Genomic DNA, 23,867 nt, shown 5'->3' with positions numbered 1-23,867 from the left:
TTTTTTGATGAGCCAGAATGTATACCAATTTATTGATGTGAGTCGCGTGGATCCGGCTAAAAAACCGCTAACGATTCGAAAAATTGAATTTGTTGAAATTTACGAGCCCTTTACTAAACAACAGGCATCTGCACAGGCCGATCGATGTTTAGATTGCGGTAACCCTTATTGTGAATGGAAATGTCCAGTTCATAACTATATTCCTCAGTGGTTGAAACTGGCCAATGAGGGACGAATTATTGAAGCAGCAGAGCTTTCTCATCAAACCAACAGCCTGCCTGAGGTCTGTGGCCGAGTCTGTCCGCAAGATCGCTTGTGTGAAGGCTCTTGTACCCTAAATGATGATTTTGGAGCTGTCACCATCGGGAATGTTGAAAAGTACATTACCGATAAAGCATTTAAGATGGGCTGGAAACCCGATATGTCTCATGTGACTTTCACTGATAAGAAAGTCGCAATTATTGGAGCTGGCCCAGCAGGACTCGCGGCAGCAGATGTCTTAGTTCGCAATGGCGTTCGTCCTGTGGTCTATGATCGTTACCCTGAGATCGGTGGACTGCTTACATTTGGGATACCATCATTTAAACTGGAAAAAGACGTGATGACCAACCGCCGTCGCATATTCGAAGAAATGGGCGTAGAGTTCAAGTTAGGTATAGAAGTCGGTAAAGATATCGAACTTCAAGCCTTGATTGACTCTTATGATGCCGTTTTCTTAGGCGTTGGCACGTACAAAAATATGCGTGCAGGTTTGGAAAATGAAGACGCATCTGGGGTATATGATGCGTTGCCATTCTTGGTTTCAAACACCTATCGAGTCATGGATCTTGATACTCAAGAACCTTTTATTGATATGGCAGATAAAAAAGTGGTTGTGCTTGGTGGTGGTGATACGGCAATGGACTGCGTCCGTACATCAATACGTCAAGGTGCATCGAACGTTATTTGTGCTTATCGCCGTGATGAAGCGAACATGCCGGGTTCTCGCCGTGAAGTGAAAAATGCAAAAGAAGAAGGCGTGAATTTTATGTTTAACCTTCAACCTTTAGGCATTGAAGTTGATGCTCACAACAAGGTCGTTGGCGTTAAAGTTGTCAAAACAGCGTTAGGTGAACCAGATGAAGCTGGTCGTCGTCGTCCTGAGCCAGTAAAAGGTAGCGAACATATTCTTGAAGCCGATGCGGTTATTATGGCATTTGGTTTTCAACCTCACGCGATGCCCTGGCTTGAGCCTTTTGGTGTGAAATGTGACCAATGGGGACGTATCTCTGCTCCGCTCACTCAAGAGTTCCCATTTCAAACGAGCAATGAAAAAATCTTTGCTGGAGGTGACGCAGTAAGAGGATCCGATCTTGTTGTCACTGCTATCGATGAAGGACGAAAAGCCGCGGATGGTATCTTAGATTACCTCCAAATCTAACCATAAAATTAGCCTTGGGTGCCTAGTACCCAAGGCTAAATAATATTCAATTTATCAACAAGTAACCGCCCTTTAGGCTTTATATCCACTCTAATTGACCCAATCTCCTTTCTCAAAATTCAAAATAGCGCCGAGAGTAGTCCACTAACAAATTTCCGTGCTAAACTTCCTCTAACAATACGCTCAAATTAAACACAAAGAGAACATTATGAAGATCGGTATTATCGGCGCAATGGAAAAAGAAGTCGCAATTCTAAAGTCAGCCATGGAGAACCTTTCGGAAACAACGAAAGCAGGTGCAAACTACTTTTCCGGTCAAATAGATGGTGTTGATGTTGTACTACTGCAATCTGGAATTGGAAAGGTTTCTGCGGCGCTTGGTACTACGCTATTGATTGATAACTACCAACCTGATGTCATTATTAATACGGGTTCCGCCGGTGGATTTGCATCGTCTCTTACTATGGGAGATGTTGTCATTTCATCTGAAGTTCGTCATCACGATGCTGATGTGACCGCATTTGGCTATGAGATTGGACAAATGGCCGGACAGCCAGCCGCTTTTATGGCAGACGAAAAACTCATAAGCGTAGCTGAGCAGGCTGTTAAGCAGACAGAAGACCGTCACGCAGTTAAAGGACTAATTTGCACCGGAGATGTCTTTGTTTGTACGCCCGATAAACAAGCTTTTATTCGCCAAAACTTCCCGAATGCGATAGCCGTTGAAATGGAAGCCTCCGCCATCGCTCAGACTTGTCATCAATTTAACGTTCCATTTGTTGTTGTTCGCGCTATCTCGGATGTCGCTGACAAAGAATCCCCGATGTCATTCGATGAATTTTTACCCCTCGCCGCTCAAAGCTCGTCAGAGATGGTGCTAAAAATGATTTCGCTATTAAAATAATCAATCTATCACGAGGGATAAATGAGCGAACAACTGATCGACATCCTTACCACGTTTAGTCCACTAATTGTTATGTGGGCGGCGGTGCTTGCGAATCTAGCTCTCCCTATCCCTTATGCTGCTCACCCTGCAAGGGTATGGTATCAATTTGCCCAGTTGCTCGCTTCTAAAGTTAATTTGCACCGTAGTTATCAACAAGATTTGATCTCTGGGACCCTGGCTTGTGGGCTAATGCTCTTTCCTGCGTTTGTCTTACTTTTAGCAATAAAGACCCTTGCTTGGGAGCCCCACTACTTTGAATTTGCATTGCTATTATTAGCTCTAGACTGGCGTCATCAACTTCATCTCGCTAACAAAATAGGTCAGTTTCTTAGCCAAGAAGATAAAGACAATGCTCGATTAGAGTTATCCCCTTTACTGAACCGTCAAGTAACAACACTTTCAATTGTTGGGTTAGGAAAAGCGACCTGTGAAACATTGCTTTCGGGTCATAGTCGACAAGTGATTAGCGTACTATTTTGGTTTGGAGTAAGTGGTGGAATCGGTGCATTCACTTACCGCCTTGCGTGTGAACTACATCGTGCTTGGTCACCTTCTAGAACGGAGTTTCGCCCCTTTGGTTTAGCATCTGCTCGCTTGGTCTTGGTGCTAGAATGGCTACCTTTGCGCTTATTTTTAGTATTGACTCTTCTAGGTAAGAACAGTAAAACGATACTGCAACAAGCTAAAACTCAAACGCTAGGTTGGCCTTCTCCTAATCAAGGGTGGCTACTCGCTATTGTTGGTCACAAATTGCAACTAGCAATGGGCGGGCCCGCAATTTACCAAAATAAAAAAATGGTTCGAGCCAAACTAGGCGGACGAATTGCCCCATCAGCAATTCATATTTCACAGGTAATGAAACTGCTTAATCAAAGAACACTTTATTGGTTGGCAATACAAAGTATCATTATAGCTCTCATCTGTTTGGTACCTCATGCATAAACTCATCTTTATTTTAACTCTATTTGCAACTCAAACAGCCGTTGCTAACCAATATCAACGTATTATTACCCTTGCCCCTCATGCTACCGAGTTAGCATTTTCTGCGGGATTAGGGGATAAAATTATAGCGGTAAGCGCGCACAGTGATTACCCAGAAGAGGCACATAATCTAGAAAAAGTCGCCAGTTATCAAGGTATCAAGTTAGAGCGTATTCTTGCTCTCAATCCCGACCTCGTTATCTCATGGCCCGCAGGCAACCCAATGAGAGAACTCGAAAAGCTCGAAAAGCTAGGGGTGGAAGTCTATAAATCTCAAGTAACCACCATCGACTCCATCGCCGATAGTATCGATAAACTCAGTCAATACGCTGATGATCCATCGATTGGTCAACGCAATGCTCAAAAGTTTCGCGATCAACTGCTGTTACTTAAACAAGAGTATCAACACAAACCGAACGTAAATTACTTTTATCAATTGAGTGAAAAGCCGATCATTACGGTGGCGCAAGATAACTGGCCCAGCGAAGTATTTCGTTTTTGTGGCGGTGTTAATATTTTCGAAACAAGCTCTGCTCCCTACCCTCAAGTTGGTATCGAACAAGTGGTACTAGGAAAACCAGACGCCATTTTTACCTCTCGTCATGCAATGGAAAATGGGGACATGTGGTTTGATTGGAGCACAATACCCGCTGTTAAAAACCAACATATCTGGATGCTCAATGCGGATTGGATTAACCGTCCAACGCCACGAACGTTAAACGCCATTACTCAGGTGTGTGAGTACTTAGACGTAGTACGTGAAAGCCACTAACACTTAGCATAACTTTTTTGTACAATGCGGCCTCGTTATTATTTCCCTTTAGGCTTCTAAAGAAGCGGAATCACCATGCTACTTTATATAATCGATTTATTTGGAACGGCTATATTTGCCATCTCAGGTGTTCTCCTTGCCGGCCGATTGCGTATGGACCCTTTCGGTGTCATCGTTCTAGCGAGTGTTACGGCGGTTGGTGGTGGGACCATACGTGATATTGCCTTAGGTGCAACTCCCGTATTCTGGATCACGGATACTAGCTATCTTTGGGTCATCATTACAACTTGCATACTTACAATGTTTTTTGTCCGTCGGCCTAAGCGTTTGCCATGGTGGATCCTACCAGTGTGTGATGCAATAGGGCTTTCAGTATTCGTTGGTCTTGGGGTAGAAAAAGCACTTACCTATCAAGATTCATATATGGTTGCGGTCGTCATGGGCGTAATCACAGGCTGTGGTGGTGGTATTATTCGAGACATACTTGCACGAGAAGTACCTATGGTTCTCAGAAGTGAAGTATACGCGACCGCATGTATTGTTGGCGGAGTATTCCACACCACGGCATTGGCGCTAGACTTTCATCAGCATGTCGCTATTTTAGCAGGGCTCATTTCAACGTTGGTAATTCGCTTGTGTGCCATTCGCTGGCATTTATCCTTACCTAACTTCAATTTCAATCACTAACTTTACTTTCATACCGTTATCGCTCGAGTCGAGCTCTGGTCACCAACAATAACTCAATAATAAAAAAGCCCGCTACGAATAGCGGGCTCAATATTTTTTATACCGTCTAACTTACTGAAAAAAAACTCTTACGCTTCGTTTTCCAGTACTTTAGCATGCATTTCTTGAACAGATACAACCGATGCTTTTGGATCAGAGGTATGAGCCATACAAGTAGCAAATGCGGCATTTAATGTCGTGGTGTAATTGACTTTTTGAGCCAATGCGCCACGGCGCAGTACTTTAGAGTCCTCAATCGCTTGACGACCAGAAGCGGTATTAATGATGTAGGTGTATTCTTTGTTCTTAATGCGATCCAAAATATGAGGACGGCCTTCATGAACTTTGTTCACCAAGCGAGGATTAATTCCCGCTTCACCAAGTACCACTGCAGTGCCGTGAGTTGCATCAAGTTGATAACCCAGTTCAACAAGTTGCTTCGCTAAATCAGCAACACGATGGCGATCGCCTTCACGTACTGAAATTAACGCACGGCCACCTTCTGGATAGACACTTCCACAACCAAGCTCAGCTTTAGAGAAGGCCTCAGCAAACGTAGTACCTACGCCCATAACTTCACCTGTCGAACGCATTTCTGGCCCCAATAATGGGTCAACGCCAGGGAATTTATTAAATGGAAGAACCACTTCTTTTACAGAGAAGTACGGTGGAATAATTTCCTTCGTAAAGCCTTGCTCTGCTAATGATTGGCCAGCCATTACTCGAGCGGCAATCTTCGCCAAAGGTGCTCCAGTTGCTTTAGATACAAATGGGACAGTACGAGCTGCACGTGGGTTAACTTCGATAAGATAAACTTCGTTATCTTTAACCGCAAATTGGGTATTCATCAAGCCACGAACGCCAAGTTCAAATGCGAGTTTCTCAACTTGTTGACGCATCTCATCTTGCATTTCTTTACTTAATGTATGTGGTGGCAGTGAACATGCTGAGTCACCAGAGTGAACCCCTGCTTGCTCGATATGCTCCATAATACCGCCAATCACAACACGCTCACCATCGCAGATAGCATCAATATCGACTTCAACGGCATCGTCCAAGAAACGGTCAAGAAGCACTGGAGATTCATTAGATACGCTTACTGCTTCATTGAAGTAGCGACGTAAATCTTGCTCGTCATAAACGATTTCCATTGCACGGCCACCTAACACATACGATGGACGAACAACTAATGGGAAGCCAATTTCTTTCGACTTCTCAATTGCCTGCTCCATGGCTGTAACCGTAGCATTTTCTGGCTGTTTCAACTCTAAGCGCTCAACAGCACTTTGGAAACGTTCACGGTCTTCTGCTCGGTCGATAGCATCAGGACTAGTACCAATGATTGGAACACCTGCAGCTTCAAGCGCACGTGCCAATTTCAATGGTGTTTGACCACCATATTGAACGATAACACCCGTTGGCTTTTCAACTCGAGCAATCGCCAATACGTCTTCTAACGTTACTGGTTCAAAGTACAAACGATCGGAAGTATCGTAATCTGTTGAAACTGTCTCAGGGTTACAGTTAACCATGATAGTTTCATAACCATCTTCACGTAGAGCAAGTGAAGCATGTACACAGCAGTAATCGAACTCAATACCTTGACCGATGCGGTTAGGACCACCACCAAGTACCATGATTTTCTTTTTATCTGACGGCTGTGATTCACACTCTTCATCATATGATGAATACATGTAAGCAGTGTCCGAAGAGAATTCTGCAGCACACGTATCCACACGCTTAAATACAGGGTGAATATCAAATTGATCGCGAATTCGACGAATTTCAGATTCAGCTACACCAAGTAACTTGGACAATCGAGCATCCGCAAAACCTTTGCGCTTAATTTTACGCAATACATCCGCAGTGAGACCTGCAAAACCACCGGCTTTTATTTCTTGTTCAATCTTAATAATGTCTTCGATCTGAACCAAGAACCAACGATCTATTTCAGTAAGCTGGAAGATATCATCAACACTCATGCCAGCACGGAATGCGTCACCAACGTACCAAATACGTTCTGCACCCGCTTCTTTAAGCTCTTTACGAATACGAGAAATTGCATCGTCGTCATTTAAGTCGACCATTTCATCGAAACCAGTCGCTCCTACTTCAAGACCACGTAGTGCTTTATGCAGTGACTCTTGTTGGTTACGACCAATAGCCATAACCTCACCAACAGACTTCATTTGCGTCGTCAAACGGTCGTTAGCACCTGCAAATTTTTCAAAGTTAAAGCGAGGAATCTTAGTGACAACATAGTCAATCGTTGGCTCGAATGATGCAGGTGTTGCTCCACCGGTAATATCATTCATCAATTCATCAAGGGTGAAACCAACCGCTAATTTTGCAGCCACTTTTGCAATTGGGAATCCAGTTGCTTTTGATGCCAATGCTGAAGAACGAGAGACACGAGGGTTCATCTCAATGATAACCAAACGACCATCAGCAGGGTTAACACCAAACTGTACGTTTGAACCACCCGTTTCAACACCGATTTCACGTAGAACAGCCAATGACGCATTACGCATCACTTGATATTCTTTATCCGTTAACGTTTGAGCTGGAGCAACGGTAATTGAATCACCAGTGTGAATGCCCATAGGATCAAAGTTTTCGATTGAACATACGATGATACAGTTGTCGTTCTTATCACGAACCACTTCCATCTCATATTCTTTCCAACCGATTAACGACTCATCGATTAAAAGTTCATTGGTTGGAGAAAGCTCTAAACCACCAGAACAGATTGTTTCGAATTCTTCACGGTTATAAGCAATACCGCCACCTGATCCACCCATGGTGAATGAAGGACGAATGATACATGGGAAGCCTACTTTCTCGAGCACAGCATAGGCTTCATCCATGGTTTTAGCAGTATCAGCACGTGGACACTCTAAACCAATAGACTTCATTGCCTTATCAAAGCGAGAGCGGTCTTCTGCCTTATCAATTGCATCAGCAGTAGCACCGATCATTTCAACGCCAAACTCTTCAAGCACACCGCGGCTATCAAGCTCAAGAGCACAGTTCAATGCCGTTTGGCCACCCATTGTCGGGAGTACTGCATCTGGGCGTTCTTTTTCAATGATTCGACGAACCACTTCCCATTGAATAGGTTCAATATAAGTTGCATCCGCCATTTCTGGATCAGTCATGATGGTTGCTGGATTCGAGTTAACGAGAATAACTCGATAACCTTCTTCACGAAGTGCTTTACAAGCTTGCGCACCTGAATAGTCAAACTCACAAGCCTGACCGATAACAATAGGACCAGCACCTAGGATTAGGATGCTTTTTATGTCAGTACGTTTTGGCATTATCTACTACTCCGATTAAGCGCTATGTTGCTTGATAAGTTCAATAAAGTGATCAAATAACGGTGCCGCATCGTGCGGTCCAGGACTTGCTTCAGGGTGGCCTTGGAAACTAAATGCTGGTTTGTCCGTACGATGAATACCTTGTAGTGAACCATCGAATAGGGATTTATGCGTTGCTCTCAAGTTTGAAGGTAAAGTTGCTTCATCAGCTGCGAATCCATGGTTTTGAGAAGTAATCATCACAACGTCTCTATCCAAGTCTTTAACTGGGTGGTTAGCACCATGATGGCCAAATTTCATTTTAATGGTGTTTGCACCAGACGCTAGAGCAAGGATTTGATGACCTAAACAAATACCAAACAACGGTAACCCTTTGTCTAAGAATACCTTAGTTGCTTCAATAGCATAGGTACAAGGTTCTGGATCACCAGGGCCATTAGATAAGAAGACACCATCAGGGTTTAAGGCTAATACTTCTTCTGCTGGTGTCTGTGCTGGCACAACAGTCAGGCGACATCCACGATCAACCAACATACGTAAGATGTTGCGTTTTGCGCCAAAGTCATACGCGACAACGTGGAACGGCAACTCTTTATCTTCTGCTGGCTGAGGTAATCCACCAGTTAACGTCCATGAACCTTGTTTCCAGTCATAAGCTTCTTTAGTTGTCACGACTTTCGCAAGATCCATTCCTTTTAAACCAGGAAACTCTTTCGATTTTGCCAATGCGAGCGCTTCATCCAGGTTATCTCCAGCCATTACACAGCCGTTTTGGGAGCCTTTTTCTCTTAAGATACGAGTAAGCTTACGCGTATCAATATCGGCGATTCCGACAATATTTCTCGCTTCTAAATACTCGGACAAGCTCTGTTCACTGCGAAAGTTTGACGCAATAAGAGGCAAATCACGAATGACAAGACCTTGAGCATGAATAGCAGAGGACTCTTCATCTTCGCTATTAGTCCCAGTATTACCAATGTGGGGATACGTTAATGTAACGATCTGTTGTGAATAGGAAGGATCAGTGAGGATTTCTTGATACCCGGTCATTGAGGTATTAAAAACAACTTCCCCGACGGATGTTCCATCGGCTCCGATGGACGTTCCGTGGAAAACCGTCCCATCTTCTAGGACTAACAGTGCTGACTTACTCAAGACAACCTCCAGAATAAAAATGCATAAATATGAGATTAAACTGCAAATTTGCCTTCCTTTAGGCTATAAAACTGAGTAAATAGCTATTTCGGACAAATTGGATGCATTCTAAAGATTGCTGTGATTTGTGTCAACGTTTAGAGGAGAGTTAAATTGCACTTTTGGCGCATTAACTAAGGAAAGGGTTTATAACATATATAATTGATATGAATACTCATCAATTTCTAAGTAATAAGACTAAATTTGAATATTTATCCGAGTGATCACTCTTAAATTAAGTTTTTAAAAAAAAATCACTCAAGCAAACGATACATAGATAGAGTTTATAGCTGGTTTTACTTACTTCGTAATAAAAACAACACCAAAGCAACATAAACAAAACTAAATAATGAAAAAACAGCAATATTGACCGAAAAATAAATGAAAAAAAAGAGAACTAAAACTAATGCGCCAAGAGGGCTTGGCGCAATCAATAGAGCTTACAGGCGATCTAAATCTAATACTTCACTCATAGTATAGAAGCCAGCAGATTTACTGTTTAACCAAACCGCTGCTTTTATTGCACCATTGGCAAATGTCATACGATCAGTTGCTTTGTGGGTTATTTCAACCCGCTCGCCAATATCAGCAAACATTGCAGTGTGTTCACCTATAATGTCACCTGCTCGAATGGTTGCAAAACCAATTTCTTCTCGGCTGCGTTCACCGGTGATACCTTCTCGAGCTGTCACGGCAACATCGCTCAATTTATTTCCCATGGCATCAGCAATTGCTTCTCCCATACCAAGCGCAGTCCCTGATGGCGCATCTACTTTATGACGATGATGAGCTTCAACGATTTCAATATCACAGTAATCACCCATTACTTTGGCGGCTTTTTCTAATAACTTAAACACAAGGTTAACCCCAACACTATAATTGGGGGCCATTACAATTGAGATCTCTTTAGCGGCTTCATCAATCTGATTTTTTTCAGCTTCAGTAAAACCAGTCGTGCCAATCACTAACTTTTTATTGTGTTTTTTACACAGCTCGATATTTGCTAAAGTATTTTGTGGCGCGGTAAAATCGACAATAACATCGAAGTTATTTATCACCGATTCCAAATCATCGACAACGGCAACATCAAAACGACCTTCACCACATAATTCACCAGCATCAACGCCAATTAACGAAGACTCTGAGCGTTCTGAACCAGCCCCCACTGTCGCGTCTTTATTGTGGTGAGTCGCTTTTACAAGATTACGTCCCATGCGGCCCGCTGCACCCGCAATTGCAATTCTTACCATTAATTCATTCTCCGTTGTTGTTTTGTTCGCATCTGTAGGCGATATCATTTTTTGCGTTACAATAAACTACCAATAAAGCCTATCATTGGCTAGCTCAAACTTAGACTGAAAACTGATTGATAACTTGTTCGACAATCGGTCGGTTTGCTTCTGGAAATTCAAAATCGGCTAAAGTGCTAACGCTGACCCATTGACCCTGTTGCCCTTCTCTTCCATAGGGCTCATTGACGAACTCAGTTACACAAATAAAGTCAAAGTGCAGTGACTTATCTGGATAGTCATAATCGAATTGATGGAACAAATGTTGCTGAGTAACCTCAATTCCAATCTCTTCATTCAATTCACGAACGATCGCTTGTTCAACCGACTCATTAACTTCAACCTTGCCACCGGGAAATTCCCAAAATCCACCTTTATGAACGTGGTCTGGGCGCTTCGTAATAAATATCTGGCTCTTATCTGGATTAAGTATAATCGCTGCAACAATATGAACTCTTTTCATTTCAATACCATTTTCGCATATTAAGTAAAGTAGGACTGTAAGAGTGTACTGCCCATAAAAAACCGCCTCTATAATAGAAGCGGTTTGAGTAATTAGACAGTACTGATTTAAGAAATTTTACCGTGGCATTGCTTATATTTCTTGCCACTTCCACATGGGCATGGATCGTTTCGTCCAACTTTTTTCACTTCATTCACCACTGTTTTAGGCGAAACAGGAGCTTCACTATCATCAAGTATATTTTCACTTGCTGCATGATTAGTTTGAGCCATACGTGCTGCCGCCTCTGCTTGGGCACGACGCTGCTCTTCCATGCGGTCTACTTCTTCAGGTTTTTGAACCTGCACTTTCGACAAAATTGAAATAACATCAAACTTTAATGTTTCAAGCAATTCTTCAAACAGTTCAAATGACTCTCGCTTATACTCCTGCTTAGGGTTTTTCTGAGCATAACCGCGTAGATGAATCCCTTGACGAAGGTGATCCATTGCCGCCAAGTGCTCCTTCCATAACGTATCAAGCGTTTGCAGCATGACCGACTTTTCAAAGTTACGAATAACTTGTGCTCCGACGATATCTTCTTTTTCTTGATAAACCGTTACTGCACTTTCAATAATGCGTTCACGCAACACTTCTTCATAAAGATTGTCATCATCATCTAACCAAGTTTGAATTGGCAACTCAAGATTAAAGTCATTCTTTAGTCGTTCTTCTAGACCTGTAATATCCCACATGTCTTCTAGAGATTGTGGTGGAATAAATTCATCGATGATCGAGTTGTACACATCCAAGCGATTTAGCTTGAGCATGTCCATAATATCATCAGCTTCCATCAATTCATCACGAAGCTCATAAACCACTTTACGCTGATCATTCGCAACATCATCATACTCAAGAAGTTGCTTACGAATATCGAAGTTTCTTCCTTCTACTTTACGTTGCGCTTTTTCGATTGAGCGCGAAAGCATCTTACTTTCAATCGCCTCACCTTCATCCATACCACTCTGAATCAAGTTCGCCATGCGATCAGATGTAAAGATTCGCAACAACGAGTCTTCCATAGAAAGGTAAAAGCGAGATGAACCAGCATCACCCTGACGACCAGAACGACCACGAAGCTGGTTATCAATACGACGAGACTCATGACGTTCTGTACCAATAATATGTAAACCACCAGAGGCGAGTACTTGATCATGAACTTGTTGCCAATCAGCTTTAATTTTTGCTATCTGATCATCTGTTGGGTTATTCAACTCAGCAACTTTCATTTGCCAATTGCCGCCCAACATTATATCGGTACCACGTCCTGCCATGTTAGTTGCAATCGTGACCGCGCCAGGAGTACCAGCACTAGCAACAATTTCAGCCTCTTTTTCATGGAACTTAGCATTCAATACGTTGTGTTTGACTTTCGCTTTTTTCAAAGCATCCGATAGGAGTTCAGATTTCTCAATCGATACCGTACCAACAAGTATTGGTTGACCATTTTCAACACGTTCACGAATATCGTTAATAATCGCCGCGAACTTCTCTGGCTCAGTACGGTATACCATATCAGGCATATCATCACGGACCATTGGTTTATTCGTCGGAATAACAACCGTATCCAAACCATAAATTGATTGAAATTCAAACGCTTCAGTATCGGCTGTACCTGTCATACCAGACAGTTTATTGTATAGACGGAAATAATTCTGGAAGGTTATCGAAGCTAGAGTTTGGTTCTCATTTTGAATTTTCACTCCTTCTTTTGCTTCTACCGCTTGGTGCAAACCATCAGACCAGCGACGACCTTGCATCGTACGTCCGGTGTGCTCATCAACGATAACAACCTCACCTTGCTCTGATACGATGTAATCGACATTTCGCTCAAAAAGCACATGAGCACGAAGAGCATTATTCACATGATGAAGCAAACTAATATTCGCAGGTGAATAAAGGGTATCACCTTCAGTCATTAACTTATTTGTCACCAACAGTTCTTCAACGAACTCTTGGCCTGTTTCCGTTAAATATACTTGCTTAGCTTTCTCATCTAACGTGTAGTGCCCCGTACCTCGATACTCTTCTGAATCCTCTTCATCTTGTAATTCTAGACTTGGAATCAACACATTAATCTTGGTATAGAGTTCAGAGCTATCTTCAGCTGGACCTGAAATGATCAAAGGAGTTCTGGCTTCATCAATTAAGATAGAATCAACTTCATCCACAATCGCGAAGAAACGGTCATGTTGAAAACGGTCTTCTTTACGTAACGCCATATTATCGCGTAAATAATCGAAGCCAAATTCATTGTTAGTACCATAAAGAATATCGGATTGGTATGCCGCTTGTTTTTCTTGTGGTGGAATATTTGGAATATTCACCCCCACAGTCATGCCTAAGAATTCAAACAGAGGGCGGTTCGTCTCCGCATCACGTTTAGCAAGGTAATCGTTGACAGTAACAACGTGCACACCTTTGCCAGGCAAAGCATTTAAATATGCTACGAGAGTTGCGGTAAGAGTTTTACCTTCACCTGTTCGCATTTCTGCAATTTTACCTGAATTCAAAACCATGCCGCCAATAAGCTGGACATCGAAATGACGCATGCCAAATACACGCTTAGATGCTTCGCGTACAGTAGCAAACGCTTCTGGTAATAATTTATCGAGATCTTCACCTTGTTCTAAACGCTGACGAAACTCTACAGTTTTCGCTTTTAATTCTTCATCTGAGAGCGCTTCAAAACTTGGTTCAAAACTATTTATTTGCTTAACAATTTTTTTAAGGTTGCGCAGTGTTCTATCATTGCGGCTACCTATAACTTTGGTCAGTAGCTTAGTTATCATTTACTTGGAATCTCTCTCTTTGTGATCATGGATGATCAATACTTCGCCTTTCACTATGTCGAACTTTCAACTAAGTGTACTGAACGTATTCAACTGAGGTTTAATATTGTGGCGCAACTTGTTAATTTCAAGTTCAAACCTAAAGATTACTATAGTTTAAAGAATTTTGGCCCTATTGCTCAATCATCAATAACCGAATGTTTGATTTATTTGGGGTTTAATCATGATTTATCACACAATTAGTCGAGATAGGCACTAGCGTAATCAGATAATAATGAAAACAGAATAGAAAAGAAAAGTATAATGACCCAAAATCGCTAGGCGACTTTAGTTTCGAGGAACACTCAAACACACATAAAAAAAGCGCCAAGTCATAAAACTTGGCGCTTTTTAAAAAATCGTTACTAGCTAAGTTTCACTTAAGCTAAGACATGATTTGGATCAGCGAAGGCCACTGGAGAAGTTTGCTCTTCTTCAAATGTTACCCATTCCCACGCTTCTTGATTTGCCAAAAGTGCTCGAAGTAGTTGGTTATTTAGCCCATGGCCTGATTTAAATGCTCTAAGCTCACCAATAATTGGATGGCCACACATATATAAATCACCAATGGCATCCAATACTTTATGCGTAACAAATTCGTTAGCAAATCGAAGACCATCTTCATTTAAAATTCGATATTCATCTAAAACAATGGCGCAATCAAAACTGCCACCAAGACAAAGGTTTTGTGATTGAAGATACTCAATATCACGCATAAAACCAAATGTTCTCGCTCGAGAAATTTCTTTAACAAAGCTTTGAGAAGAAAAATCAAATTTTAGGTGTTGCTGATCAACATCAATTGCAGGATGGTTAAATTCGATAGCGAAGTCCATACGAAAACCATCGTAAGGAACAAGTTCAGCCCACTTATCACCATCTTCAAAACGTACAGGTTTTTTAACTCGAATAAATCGCTTAGGACGATTTTGAGTCTCAATACCAGCTTGTTGAAGCAAAAATACGAATGGACTAGCACTGCCATCCATAATCGGAATTTCTGGTGCATCAACTTCTACAATAATGTTATCAACACCCATCCCGGCAAGAGCTGCGTTTAAATGCTCTACCGTTGAAATTCGAATACCATCTTCATTGACTAAAGCGGTACAAAGCACAGTATCACGAACAGCATCGGGTTGTGCTGGAAAATCAACAGGTGGATTAAGATCGGTGCGACGATAAACAATACCAGTATTAACCGCGGCTGGACGTAGAGTGAGCGTGACCTTACGACCGGAGTGTAATCCTACTCCAGTTGTTTTGATTATTTCTTTAAGTGTTCGTTGTCTGATCATCTGCTTACCTCAATATTGATACCACACATCACGGTTGATATAGCTATCAACCGTAAATGTTAGCATAGTTTTGAACAGTGTCAAATTATGCTAGTGGATTGATTAGTCAGCCTGACGACGTAAAAACGCTGGTATATCCAAGTAACCCTGCTCTTTTTCTTTCGGTGCAGCTTGTGCTGAACCAGAAGATGAGCCTGCCGTTGGCTGTTGTTTTACTTCAACATTATCATGCAAGTTAGAGGCCACTTTTTCTTCTGGTTTAGTTGCCGCCTGAGCAGGTTGGTGTAAATGAGGTTGTGGTGCTGACATGGTTGGCGCTTTGCCACCAGAAACCAATGTAATATCAGGACGTCTTTCAGTACCAATACCCGTTGCCACAACTGTAACTCGAATTTCATCAGCCATATCAGGGTCTAATGACGTTCCGATTACTACTGTTGCATTATCTGATGCAAAAGCCTTAACCGTGTTACCTACTGTTTCAAACTCATCTAAACGCATGTCTAACCCCGCAGTGATGTTCACTAACACACCACGAGCGCCGGCAAGATCGATATCTTCAAGCAATGGACTAGAAATTGCCATTTCAGCTGCTTCTTCAGCTCGATCATCACCACAGGCAATACCACTACCCATCATCGCATGACCCATTTCCGACATCACAGTTCTTACATCGGCGAAATCGACGTTAATCATACCAGGGCGTGTAATCAGCTCTGCGATACCTTGTACAGCATTGCGTAATACATCGTTTGCGCTGCCAAATGCTTCAAGTAAGGTAATTCCACGACCGAGAACTTTTAACAGTTTCTCATTTGGAATGGTAATCAAAGAATCGACATATTTAGACAACTCTTCAATACCTTGTTCAGCGAAAGCCAAACGTTTTTTACCTTCAAAGCTAAATGGTTTTGTCACTACCGCAACAGTCAAGATACCAAGTTCTTTAGCGACTTCTGCAATCACAGGAGCAGCTCCAGTACCAGTACCCCCCCCCATTCCTGCTGCGATAAACACCATATCGGCACCAGCTAAAGATTCTTTAATTTTTTCTCTATCTTCAAGAGCCGCTTCTCGACCTACTTGAGGGTTCGCACCCGCACCTAAGCCTTTGGTAATATCACTACCAATCTGAATCACAGTATTGACGCTTGTTTTACGAAGTGCCTGAGCATCAGTGTTAACACTAATAAACTCCACACCTTCGATGGATTCACGCACCATGTGTTCAACAGCGTTACCACCGCCACCACCAACTCCAACGACCTTAATTACTGCTTCGTCAGACATTTCCATCATTGGTTCAAACATGTGTTATCTCCGTTTTTCCTGCAACTCAGGTTAAAACTCTTTTTGTATCCAATTACGTAAACGACCAAAAAATGTCGACATAGGCTGGCGTTTCGGCTCAGTATATTCTATTTCGTCATTTATTTGACTATCTTTTGCGTAATGAAGTAGACCAACTGCCGTAGAATGATACGGCTCCTTTACATAATCTGTAAGCCCGCTCACCTCTAAAGGCTTGCCAACTCGTACTTGATTGCGAAAAACACGCTCTGCACACTCAACTAACCCTTCGATCTGTGCAGCACCGCCAGTTAATACAACACCAGCGGCTAAATGATGTTTAATGCCTTCAGCTTTTAGCTTTTCTTGCACTGAGTCTATTGACTGATTAACCAACCCCATTAACTCAGTGTATCGAGGTTCAATTACCTCAGATAAGGTTTGCCTTTGTAGGCTTCGAGAAGGACGACCACCAACACTTGGAACATTTACAGTATCATCTTTACTCACGAGTTCGCTTAAAGCGCACCCATATTTAACTTTAATTTCTTCCGCATCACTGACTGGCGTACCAAAAGCAAAAGCAATATCACTCGTAACTGCATTTCCGGCATAATTAAAGACTTCGGTATGGCGTAACGCTCCACCTGTCCAAATAGCCACATCAATAGTACCAGCACCGATATCAACAACACAAACGCCTAGTTCACGTTCGTCTTCTGTAATAACAGCATTACCTGCAGCTAATCCAGAATACACGAGATGGTCAACTTTTAAACCACAACGTTCAACTGCCTTTATTATATTTCTCGCCATATCATTGTGACAGGAAATTAAATGGACACTCACTTCCATTCTCACACCTGATAAACCAAGGGGGTTTTTTATGCCTTCTTGGTAATCAATCGTAAATTCTTGCGGTATTACATGAAGAATTCGTAACTCTTCACCTATTTTTATAGACTTCGCCGTGTGAATGGCACGATCCATATCCTCTTGAGTGACTTCTTCTTCAGAGATGGTCCCCATCCCTTTTTCAATTCGACTCGCAATATGACGGCCAGAAATAGAAAGAAACACATTACTAATTTCACATTCGGCCATCAATTCTGCTTGATCAACAGCTCGCTGTACCGACTTTACAACGGATTCTAGGTCGTTGACACCACCTTTATCCATGCCTCTTGAAGGGCTGGTCCCGGCTCCGATAATATTAATTTGGCCATCAGGGAGTAACTCCCCAACCAAAGCCGATACCGTCGCTGTTCCTACATCGAGACCAACAATAATGTTGTCATCGGTCATTCTAGTCATTTATATTCTCTTGTTCTTCCTCTTGTACTGGAAACCACCCGATTGCCGCACCAGTATCATATCGGAGGTCGATATAACTTATTTGTTCTACTTTTTGTCCAATATCTCGATATAAGGCAACAAATCGATTAATTCGTTCATCGAGAGACTCTTTACCTAGTTCGAGTCGAATACCATTATCAAGTATAAATTGCCATGCTCGGCGTTCGTTCAATACTAGAGAAGAAACCTGTAACCCCAACTGTTGAAGTATGGGTGTATATTTCTTCCAAGTTTCGATTAATGCAAGTCCCGTTCCATCTGGACCATATAACTTGACATAGTCCTCTTCCAACAAACCAAGATCGCCTTCAAAAACTACGCCATGCTCATCCAGTAATTCATTACCATTCCAGATAGCTTCAACATTATGTTCTGTAAGAAAAATCTTTATGGTGTCAGGCCATTGCTTATGAATTGAAGCATGCTCCACCCATGGCAACTGCTCTACGGTATTTTGCAGCTCCAGTACGTCTTGCGACATAAAGGTGCCAATATGTGATAATTGACCTAGTGCATGTTGTACATCACCGGACTTAACGTATTGTAAGTCCCCTTGAATAATCACTTTCGATAATGGTAAACGCTGCTCATCCCACATCCAACTGATTGTCGAATAGAACAGAGTGACTAACAATATGATGACACTCACAAAAAATATCGCGCCAAAAAGATGACGCTTTATCATTTTAGAGTCTGATAATTGAGGAGATTTATCTATAACCGATTGTGTCAAAATCCAACATCCTAAGGTTCGTAAATAAATGACCTATCAAACACCGATACCATCCCAATGGCTATAACTCATTAATTATACTGAGACTAAACAAAGTATCAATTCCAATATCTAATAATTACAACGTCTATGCAAACATAATAATCAAAGGTGAGAACTAAACTTTATGCATATCGGAAATATTGAGTTTTAATGTCTCTAATTGTCGCGCTACTTTACCGACATCTCCAGCGCCTTGCGTCAGAATTAAGTCTCCATCTTGCAATACGTTAGCGAGAACCGAAGGTAATCCTTGAGTTTCTGAAACAAAGATTGGATCTATTTTTCCACGACTGCGAATAGTACGACACAATGATCGACCATCCGCGCCAGCGATAGGCTTTTCACCCGCGGTATAGACATCGAGCATAATGAGGACATCAACATGCTCAAGCACGTTTGCAAAGTCATCATACAGGTCACGTGTTCGGCTATAGCGGTGCGGTTGGAATATCATCACCAAGCGACGCTCCGGCCACCCATTGCGAGCAGCATTAATCGTAACCTGGACTTCAGTAGGATGATGACCATAATCATCCACCAACATAGCCTTACCATTCCCAGTTTCAAATTCACCTAAATGCTCAAAACGACGCCCAGTACCTTGGGTATTTGCCATTGCTTTTAAAATAGCTTCATCGCCGATATCATCTTCTGTTGCAACCGCGATTGCAGCGGCTGCATTAAGGGCATTATGTCGACCAGGAATATTAAGCGTAATCGTTAGATCCGCTTTATTATGCCGAACAACAGTGAATATCCCTTGCTGCCCATTTTGCTGGTAATTTTCAATACGTACATCGGCGTCTTCAGAAAAACCGTATGTAACAGCTTGACGACTCACTTTAGGAATCAGTTCACGAATAACGGGATCATCGATACATAAAATGGCTTGCCCGTAAAATGGCAAGTTATGAAGAAAATCAATAAAAGTTTGTTTCAGCGTTTCAAAGTTACCACCATAAGTATCCATATGGTCAGCTTCAATGTTCGTTACAATACTCACCATCGGCTGCAAGTAGAGGAAAGAAGCATCGCTTTCATCGGCTTCGGCAATTAGAATTCGACTAGAACCCAAGCGCGCATTTGTCCCGGCACTTTTGACTAAGCCGCCATTTACAAACGTAGGATCGAGACCAGCTTCAGAGTAGATTTGAGTAACCAAAGCCGTTGTCGTTGTTTTACCGTGAGTACCAGCGACCGCAATGCCATGACGAAAACGCATTAATTCAGCCAACATTTCAGCTCGACGAACGACCGTTATTCGCTTCTCCTTTGCAGCAACCAACTCAGGGTTATCTTGTGCAATAGCGGTTGAAACCACAACGACACTCGCCAATTCAACATTACTACTTCGGTGTCCGATAAATATGGTGGCACCTTTTTCTTCTAAGCTATCCGTTACGGCATTTCGAGCAATATCAGAGCCTGAGATTTGATAACCTTCATTTAGCAGCACTTCAGCTATACCACTCATACCCGCTCCACCAATACCCACAAAGTGAATGCATTTTACGCGACGCATTTCAGGTACCATTGCTCGAATTTGAGCTAAATCTTGGGTGTGCTTAATGATCATAAAATTCTCGTTAGTCTGTTAATGAAGCAATTGCTTTGGCGACAACCATATCAGCATCTGACATCGCCGCCTTTCTAGCCTGAACGGCCATATTAGTTAAAATATCTCTGTCTAATGACTGAATCAGCGTAACCAGTTTCTCAACGGTCAAATCTGGCTGTTCGATCATTTTAGCGCCGCCACACGCCACAAGGTGGTCAGCGTTTAGTGCCTGCTGCCTATCTTTATGCATAAATGGAATAAAAATCGCCCCTAATCCTGCAGAAGAAACTTCTGACACTGTTAATGCGCCAGAGCGACAAACGATTAAATCGGCCCAATCGTAGGCTTGAGCAACATTATCGATAAATTCATCAACTTTGTAATTCAAGATTTGATGGTTTTGATACAAACCTTCCACTTCTGCAACATTGTTTTTGCCCACTTGGTGATGAATCTCATACTCTTCACTAAGTTCAGCCATTACGTCTGGTAATGTACGATTAAGAATTTGAGCACCTTGACTCCCACCCATGACTAAAATACGAATTGGACCTTGCCTGTTTTCCATCCGTTGCTTTGGTTCAGGAAGTGAAACAACATCTTCTCGTACCGGGTTACCCACCACATCTGCAGTAGGAAAGGCACCTGGAAAAGCCTGGAAAACACGTGTTGCTATCCGAGCAAGCCATTGATTGGTTAATCCAGCAACCGCATTTTGTTCATGCAGCACGACTGGGATTCCCAATGTCCATGCAGCAATTCCTCCTGGACCACTGACATAACCACCCATGCCTAATACAACATCAGGTTTGAATCGTTTAAAATGGGCACGAGCTTGACGAATTGCATTAATGACTTGAAATGGCGCTTTGAGTAAACGCCCGACACCAAGACCTCGAATACCTTTAACTTTAATAAAGTCTATTTCGATACCATGTTTGGGGACTAACTCAGCTTCCATACGATCCGCAGTTCCTAACCAACGAATATCCCAACCTTGCTGTTGCAATTGCTTCGCGACAGCCAACCCAGGAAAAACATGTCCTCCTGTGCCACCCGCCATCACCGTTAACCGTTTGTTTTTTTTCATCTGTTTTCTTTTAATTCTATTTTAGCCTGAAGCCGACGTTCGAAATCAATTCGAAGTAAAATGGATACGGCAACCGACATTATGATTAAACTGGAGCCACCATAACTGATAAGAGGTAAGGTTAAACCTTTTGTCGGAACCATACCTGCTGCTGCTCCAACGTTAACTAGAGTCTGGAATGCAAACCAGATTCCAATACCAAAAGCAAGATATCCACCAAAAAAGTGACCTTCATTAAAGGCTTTATTTCCAATAAAGATGGCTTTCAGTACTAAAGCCATCAGTAATAGCAAAACAATCAGCACGCCAACGAACCCAAGCTCTTCTCCCAATACCGCAAACACAAAGTCGGTGTGAGCTTCTGGTAAATATTCAAGCTTTTGAACAGAGTTTCCCAGCCCTTGACCGAACCAGTTACCACGACCAAATGCCATTAGAGATTGAGTCAACTGATAACCGCTACCAAAAGGGTCTTCCCAAGGATCTAGAAATGACGTAACCCGCGCCATTCGATAAGGCTCCGCCACAATCAAACCGATCACACAAAAAATACCCGCAACCATTAATGCGATAAATTGGGATAATTTAGCACCAGCAATAAATAACATGCCAAATAGCGTGACTAACATAACAACGACCGTACCGAGATCTGGCTGCGCCAACAACAGCACTGCAAGAAGCGCAAACACCATAATCGGCTTTAAGAAACCATCAAAAAACTTTTCTTTAACCGCATCTTGTTTGCGAACTAAATACCCGGACATAAAAATGAATAAGGAGAGTTTGGCTACTTCAGCTGGCTGAACATTAAATGGCCCAAGAGAAATCCACCGAGCCGCCCCATTTACCGATTTACCAATAGCCAAAACGATGACAAGAAGCACAACGGATAGAATCAGTAATGAAGTACTCGATTTCAGCCACTTTTCGGTAGGTACTTGAAGGACGACTGAGGAAACCAAAATCGCCATCAATAAAAAAACACCATGACGAGACATAAAATGAAAAGGATGATCGGTAAGTCGGTAACTAACAGGAAATGACGCGGATGTAACCATCACCAAACCAACCAACATAAGAGACAAAGAGAGCCATACCAATTGGCGATCATATAGAGCATCTGGACTTGGCGTTGTACACCAATACTGTAATTTTTGTGTCACTCTCGATATTGCAGTCACTGTCATTCCCAAAAACTAAGCGTATTGAGCAGCGAGCCGAGAAAAATAATCACCCCGATGCATAAAGTTATTAAATTGGTCGAAACTGGCACAAGCCGGTGAAAGCATGACAATATCTCCAGCGACAAGTTGCGGTGTGATACTCACAATCGCTTCATCCATTGATGGAAAGTAAACCGATTGAGAATGAAGAGACATAAACTGCTCGCCATCACGACCGAAACAACACAGCTTTACCTTAAGTGCCGCAAGAGCAGGGGCAAGTGGTGAAAAATCTGCTCCTTTACCCACACCACCAACCAATAAATACAGTGTTCCTGTACAATCAAGTCCAGAGAGAGCGGCTAGCGTTGATGCTACATTAGTAGCTTTAGAATCATTGACCCACTTAACACCCTGATTATCGACAACAACTTGGCAACGATGTGTCAAACCGGTGTAAGACATCAAAGCCGTGCGGCAACGTTCTAACGAAATATTGACTCTTGAGAGTAGCGCTAATGCGGTAAGTGCGTTGGCTAAATTATGTCGACCAACTAACTTAAGCTCATTCGTCGCGATAAGTGGCTCACCACTCTTCGCTAAATATTCACACTCGTTAGACGTAACAAGTGAAAAATCGGCCTTCGATTCAAGAACAGAAAAGCGGATAACGTCGTTTGAAAAAGTATCAGGAAACGTTGCGGAGTCATCTTGATTCACAACAGCGCATTGGGCATCTTCAAAAATCCGTAACTTTGCTTGGCGATAATCGAGCATACCTTCATAACGATCCATATGATCCTCTGAAAGGTTAAGAAAAGCCGCAGCCGTAAGTACTAGAGAAGAAGTGGTTTCTAATTGAAAACTGGATAATTCTAGAATGTAAAGATCACGTCGGTCATCAATTAAATCAAGGGCAGGAACACCGATATTCCCACCGACACCAACGTTAAAGCCAGCAGCACGAGCAAGGACACCACATAAGTCAGTTACGGTACTTTTTCCATTTGATCCTGTAATCGCTATAACCGGCTTTTCTACATGCCATGCAAACAACTCAATATCACCCACAACTAAGATAGAGTGATCAATAGCCATTTGAATTTCTGGTGTTGCAAGAGCAATTCCAGGATTAACCACCACCAGATCGGCATTTAGCAACCATTCAATTTGCCAACTTCCACTATGTAACTCAATACCTGGTGGTAAATCATCTTGTCCAGGTGGAGTGTCACGAGTGTCAATAACACGAATGGCAGTACCTGGTTGATATCGATGTAGATAGTTAACAACTGATAGACCTGTTACTCCCAAGCCAACCACTACAACGTTTTTTATGCTCTGCCAACGATCCAT

At 42.4% G+C, this 23,867-nt stretch carries 18 protein-coding genes; 5 read left to right on the top strand and 13 right to left on the bottom strand.

What is annotated here, in order from left to right; translation table 11 throughout:
- The first annotated feature begins 7 nt into the window (after positions 1-7).
- The 5 genes from ACWU4D_RS06515 to ACWU4D_RS06495 all read left to right on the top strand — a co-directional run bounded on the left by ACWU4D_RS06515 (position 8) and on the right by ACWU4D_RS06495 (position 4,806).
- A complete protein-coding gene (locus ACWU4D_RS06515) occupies positions 8-1,420 on the top strand; it encodes an FAD-dependent oxidoreductase (protein ID WP_456050599.1) in 1,413 nt (470 codons plus the stop codon).
- A 208-nt stretch (positions 1,421-1,628) separates the two neighbouring features.
- Complete coding sequence (gene mtnN / locus ACWU4D_RS06510) at positions 1,629-2,324, top strand: 5'-methylthioadenosine/S-adenosylhomocysteine nucleosidase (RefSeq protein WP_456050598.1); 696 nt, start codon at positions 1,629-1,631, stop codon at positions 2,322-2,324.
- Between the two features lie 21 nt (positions 2,325-2,345).
- The gene (locus ACWU4D_RS06505; RefSeq protein WP_456050597.1) at positions 2,346-3,308 is read left to right on the top strand and encodes a cobalamin biosynthesis family protein; all 963 of its coding nucleotides are present in this window, start codon (positions 2,346-2,348) and stop codon (positions 3,306-3,308) included.
- Positions 3,301-4,119, top strand: coding sequence for a vitamin B12 ABC transporter substrate-binding protein BtuF (gene btuF / locus ACWU4D_RS06500; protein ID WP_456050596.1), 819 nt, complete (start codon positions 3,301-3,303; stop codon positions 4,117-4,119). The genes ACWU4D_RS06505 and btuF overlap by 8 nt, the downstream gene beginning before the upstream one ends.
- Before the next feature lie 75 nt (positions 4,120-4,194).
- The gene (locus ACWU4D_RS06495; RefSeq protein WP_456050595.1) at positions 4,195-4,806 is read left to right on the top strand and encodes a TRIC cation channel family protein; all 612 of its coding nucleotides are present in this window, start codon (positions 4,195-4,197) and stop codon (positions 4,804-4,806) included.
- Between the two features lie 128 nt (positions 4,807-4,934).
- On the opposite strand, the gene carB is transcribed toward ACWU4D_RS06495, so the two are convergent.
- From carB to murD, 13 genes are all read right to left on the bottom strand, one after another.
- Entirely contained in the window at positions 4,935-8,165 is a 3,231-nt protein-coding gene (carB, locus tag ACWU4D_RS06490; RefSeq protein ID WP_456050594.1) for a carbamoyl-phosphate synthase large subunit, read from the bottom strand.
- 15 nt (positions 8,166-8,180) lie between these two features.
- A complete protein-coding gene (gene carA / locus ACWU4D_RS06485; protein ID WP_456050593.1) occupies positions 8,181-9,320 on the bottom strand; it encodes a glutamine-hydrolyzing carbamoyl-phosphate synthase small subunit in 1,140 nt (379 codons plus the stop codon).
- 479 nt (positions 9,321-9,799) lie between these two features.
- Entirely contained in the window at positions 9,800-10,609 is an 810-nt protein-coding gene (dapB, locus tag ACWU4D_RS06480) for a 4-hydroxy-tetrahydrodipicolinate reductase (RefSeq protein WP_456050592.1), read from the bottom strand.
- A 100-nt stretch (positions 10,610-10,709) separates the two neighbouring features.
- On the bottom strand, positions 10,710-11,111 hold the full coding sequence (gene mutT / locus ACWU4D_RS06475) for an 8-oxo-dGTP diphosphatase MutT (protein WP_456050591.1): 402 nt from the start codon (positions 11,109-11,111) through the stop codon (positions 10,710-10,712).
- A gap of 107 nt (positions 11,112-11,218) precedes the next feature.
- Positions 11,219-13,942 carry a preprotein translocase subunit SecA gene (gene secA, locus ACWU4D_RS06470; RefSeq protein ID WP_456050590.1) on the bottom strand — a complete coding sequence of 908 codons (2,724 nt, stop codon included), beginning with the start codon at positions 13,940-13,942 and terminating at the stop codon, positions 11,219-11,221.
- A 419-nt stretch (positions 13,943-14,361) separates the two neighbouring features.
- Entirely contained in the window at positions 14,362-15,279 is a 918-nt protein-coding gene (lpxC, locus tag ACWU4D_RS06465; protein WP_456050589.1) for a UDP-3-O-acyl-N-acetylglucosamine deacetylase, read from the bottom strand.
- A gap of 102 nt (positions 15,280-15,381) precedes the next feature.
- Positions 15,382-16,590, bottom strand: coding sequence for a cell division protein FtsZ (gene ftsZ / locus ACWU4D_RS06460; protein WP_456050588.1), 1,209 nt, complete (start codon positions 16,588-16,590; stop codon positions 15,382-15,384).
- Between the two features lie 30 nt (positions 16,591-16,620).
- The gene (ftsA, locus tag ACWU4D_RS06455; protein ID WP_456050587.1) at positions 16,621-17,883 is read right to left on the bottom strand and encodes a cell division protein FtsA; all 1,263 of its coding nucleotides are present in this window, start codon (positions 17,881-17,883) and stop codon (positions 16,621-16,623) included.
- A complete protein-coding gene (locus ACWU4D_RS06450; protein ID WP_456050586.1) occupies positions 17,876-18,658 on the bottom strand; it encodes a cell division protein FtsQ/DivIB in 783 nt (260 codons plus the stop codon). The genes ftsA and ACWU4D_RS06450 overlap by 8 nt, the downstream gene beginning before the upstream one ends.
- A 157-nt stretch (positions 18,659-18,815) precedes the next feature.
- Complete coding sequence (murC, locus tag ACWU4D_RS06445; protein WP_456050585.1) at positions 18,816-20,276, bottom strand: UDP-N-acetylmuramate--L-alanine ligase; 1,461 nt, start codon at positions 20,274-20,276, stop codon at positions 18,816-18,818.
- A 10-nt stretch (positions 20,277-20,286) separates the two neighbouring features.
- On the bottom strand, positions 20,287-21,348 hold the full coding sequence (gene murG, locus ACWU4D_RS06440; protein ID WP_456050584.1) for an undecaprenyldiphospho-muramoylpentapeptide beta-N-acetylglucosaminyltransferase: 1,062 nt from the start codon (positions 21,346-21,348) through the stop codon (positions 20,287-20,289).
- Entirely contained in the window at positions 21,345-22,520 is a 1,176-nt protein-coding gene (gene ftsW / locus ACWU4D_RS06435; RefSeq protein ID WP_456050684.1) for a cell division protein FtsW, read from the bottom strand. The genes murG and ftsW overlap by 4 nt, the downstream gene beginning before the upstream one ends.
- A 24-nt stretch (positions 22,521-22,544) precedes the next feature.
- Positions 22,545-23,867: a UDP-N-acetylmuramoyl-L-alanine--D-glutamate ligase gene (gene murD / locus ACWU4D_RS06430; RefSeq protein ID WP_456050583.1), complete on the bottom strand. Its 1,323-nt coding sequence runs from the start codon at positions 23,865-23,867 to the stop codon at positions 22,545-22,547.

Source organism: Vibrio phycocola (assembly GCF_053850235.1).
The sequence above is the reverse complement of the archived record's forward strand: the minus strand, read 5'-3'. Positions and strand labels throughout refer to the sequence as shown.

Excerpts from the sequence above, each read along its gene's own strand:
- btuF (WP_456050596.1), top strand. The coding sequence starts at position 3,301 with ATGCATAAACTCATCTTTATTTTAACTCTATTTGCAACTCAAACAGCC.
- secA (WP_456050590.1), bottom strand. The coding sequence starts at position 13,942 with ATGATAACTAAGCTACTGACCAAAGTTATAGGTAGCCGCAATGATAGA.
- ACWU4D_RS06515 (WP_456050599.1), top strand. The coding sequence starts at position 8 with ATGAGCCAGAATGTATACCAATTTATTGATGTGAGTCGCGTGGATCCG.
- murC (WP_456050585.1), bottom strand. The coding sequence starts at position 20,276 with ATGATCATTAAGCACACCCAAGATTTAGCTCAAATTCGAGCAATGGTA.
- lpxC (WP_456050589.1), bottom strand. The coding sequence starts at position 15,279 with ATGATCAGACAACGAACACTTAAAGAAATAATCAAAACAACTGGAGTA.
- murG (WP_456050584.1), bottom strand. The coding sequence starts at position 21,348 with ATGAAAAAAAACAAACGGTTAACGGTGATGGCGGGTGGCACAGGAGGA.
- ACWU4D_RS06495 (WP_456050595.1), top strand. The coding sequence starts at position 4,195 with ATGCTACTTTATATAATCGATTTATTTGGAACGGCTATATTTGCCATC.
- carB (WP_456050594.1), bottom strand. The coding sequence starts at position 8,165 with ATGCCAAAACGTACTGACATAAAAAGCATCCTAATCCTAGGTGCTGGT.
- ftsZ (WP_456050588.1), bottom strand. The coding sequence starts at position 16,590 with ATGTTTGAACCAATGATGGAAATGTCTGACGAAGCAGTAATTAAGGTC.
- ACWU4D_RS06505 (WP_456050597.1), top strand. The coding sequence starts at position 2,346 with ATGAGCGAACAACTGATCGACATCCTTACCACGTTTAGTCCACTAATT.
- mutT (WP_456050591.1), bottom strand. The coding sequence starts at position 11,111 with ATGAAAAGAGTTCATATTGTTGCAGCGATTATACTTAATCCAGATAAG.
- murD (WP_456050583.1), bottom strand. The coding sequence starts at position 23,867 with ATGGATCGTTGGCAGAGCATAAAAAACGTTGTAGTGGTTGGCTTGGGA.
- ftsA (WP_456050587.1), bottom strand. The coding sequence starts at position 17,883 with ATGACTAGAATGACCGATGACAACATTATTGTTGGTCTCGATGTAGGA.
- mtnN (WP_456050598.1), top strand. The coding sequence starts at position 1,629 with ATGAAGATCGGTATTATCGGCGCAATGGAAAAAGAAGTCGCAATTCTA.
- dapB (WP_456050592.1), bottom strand. The coding sequence starts at position 10,609 with ATGGTAAGAATTGCAATTGCGGGTGCAGCGGGCCGCATGGGACGTAAT.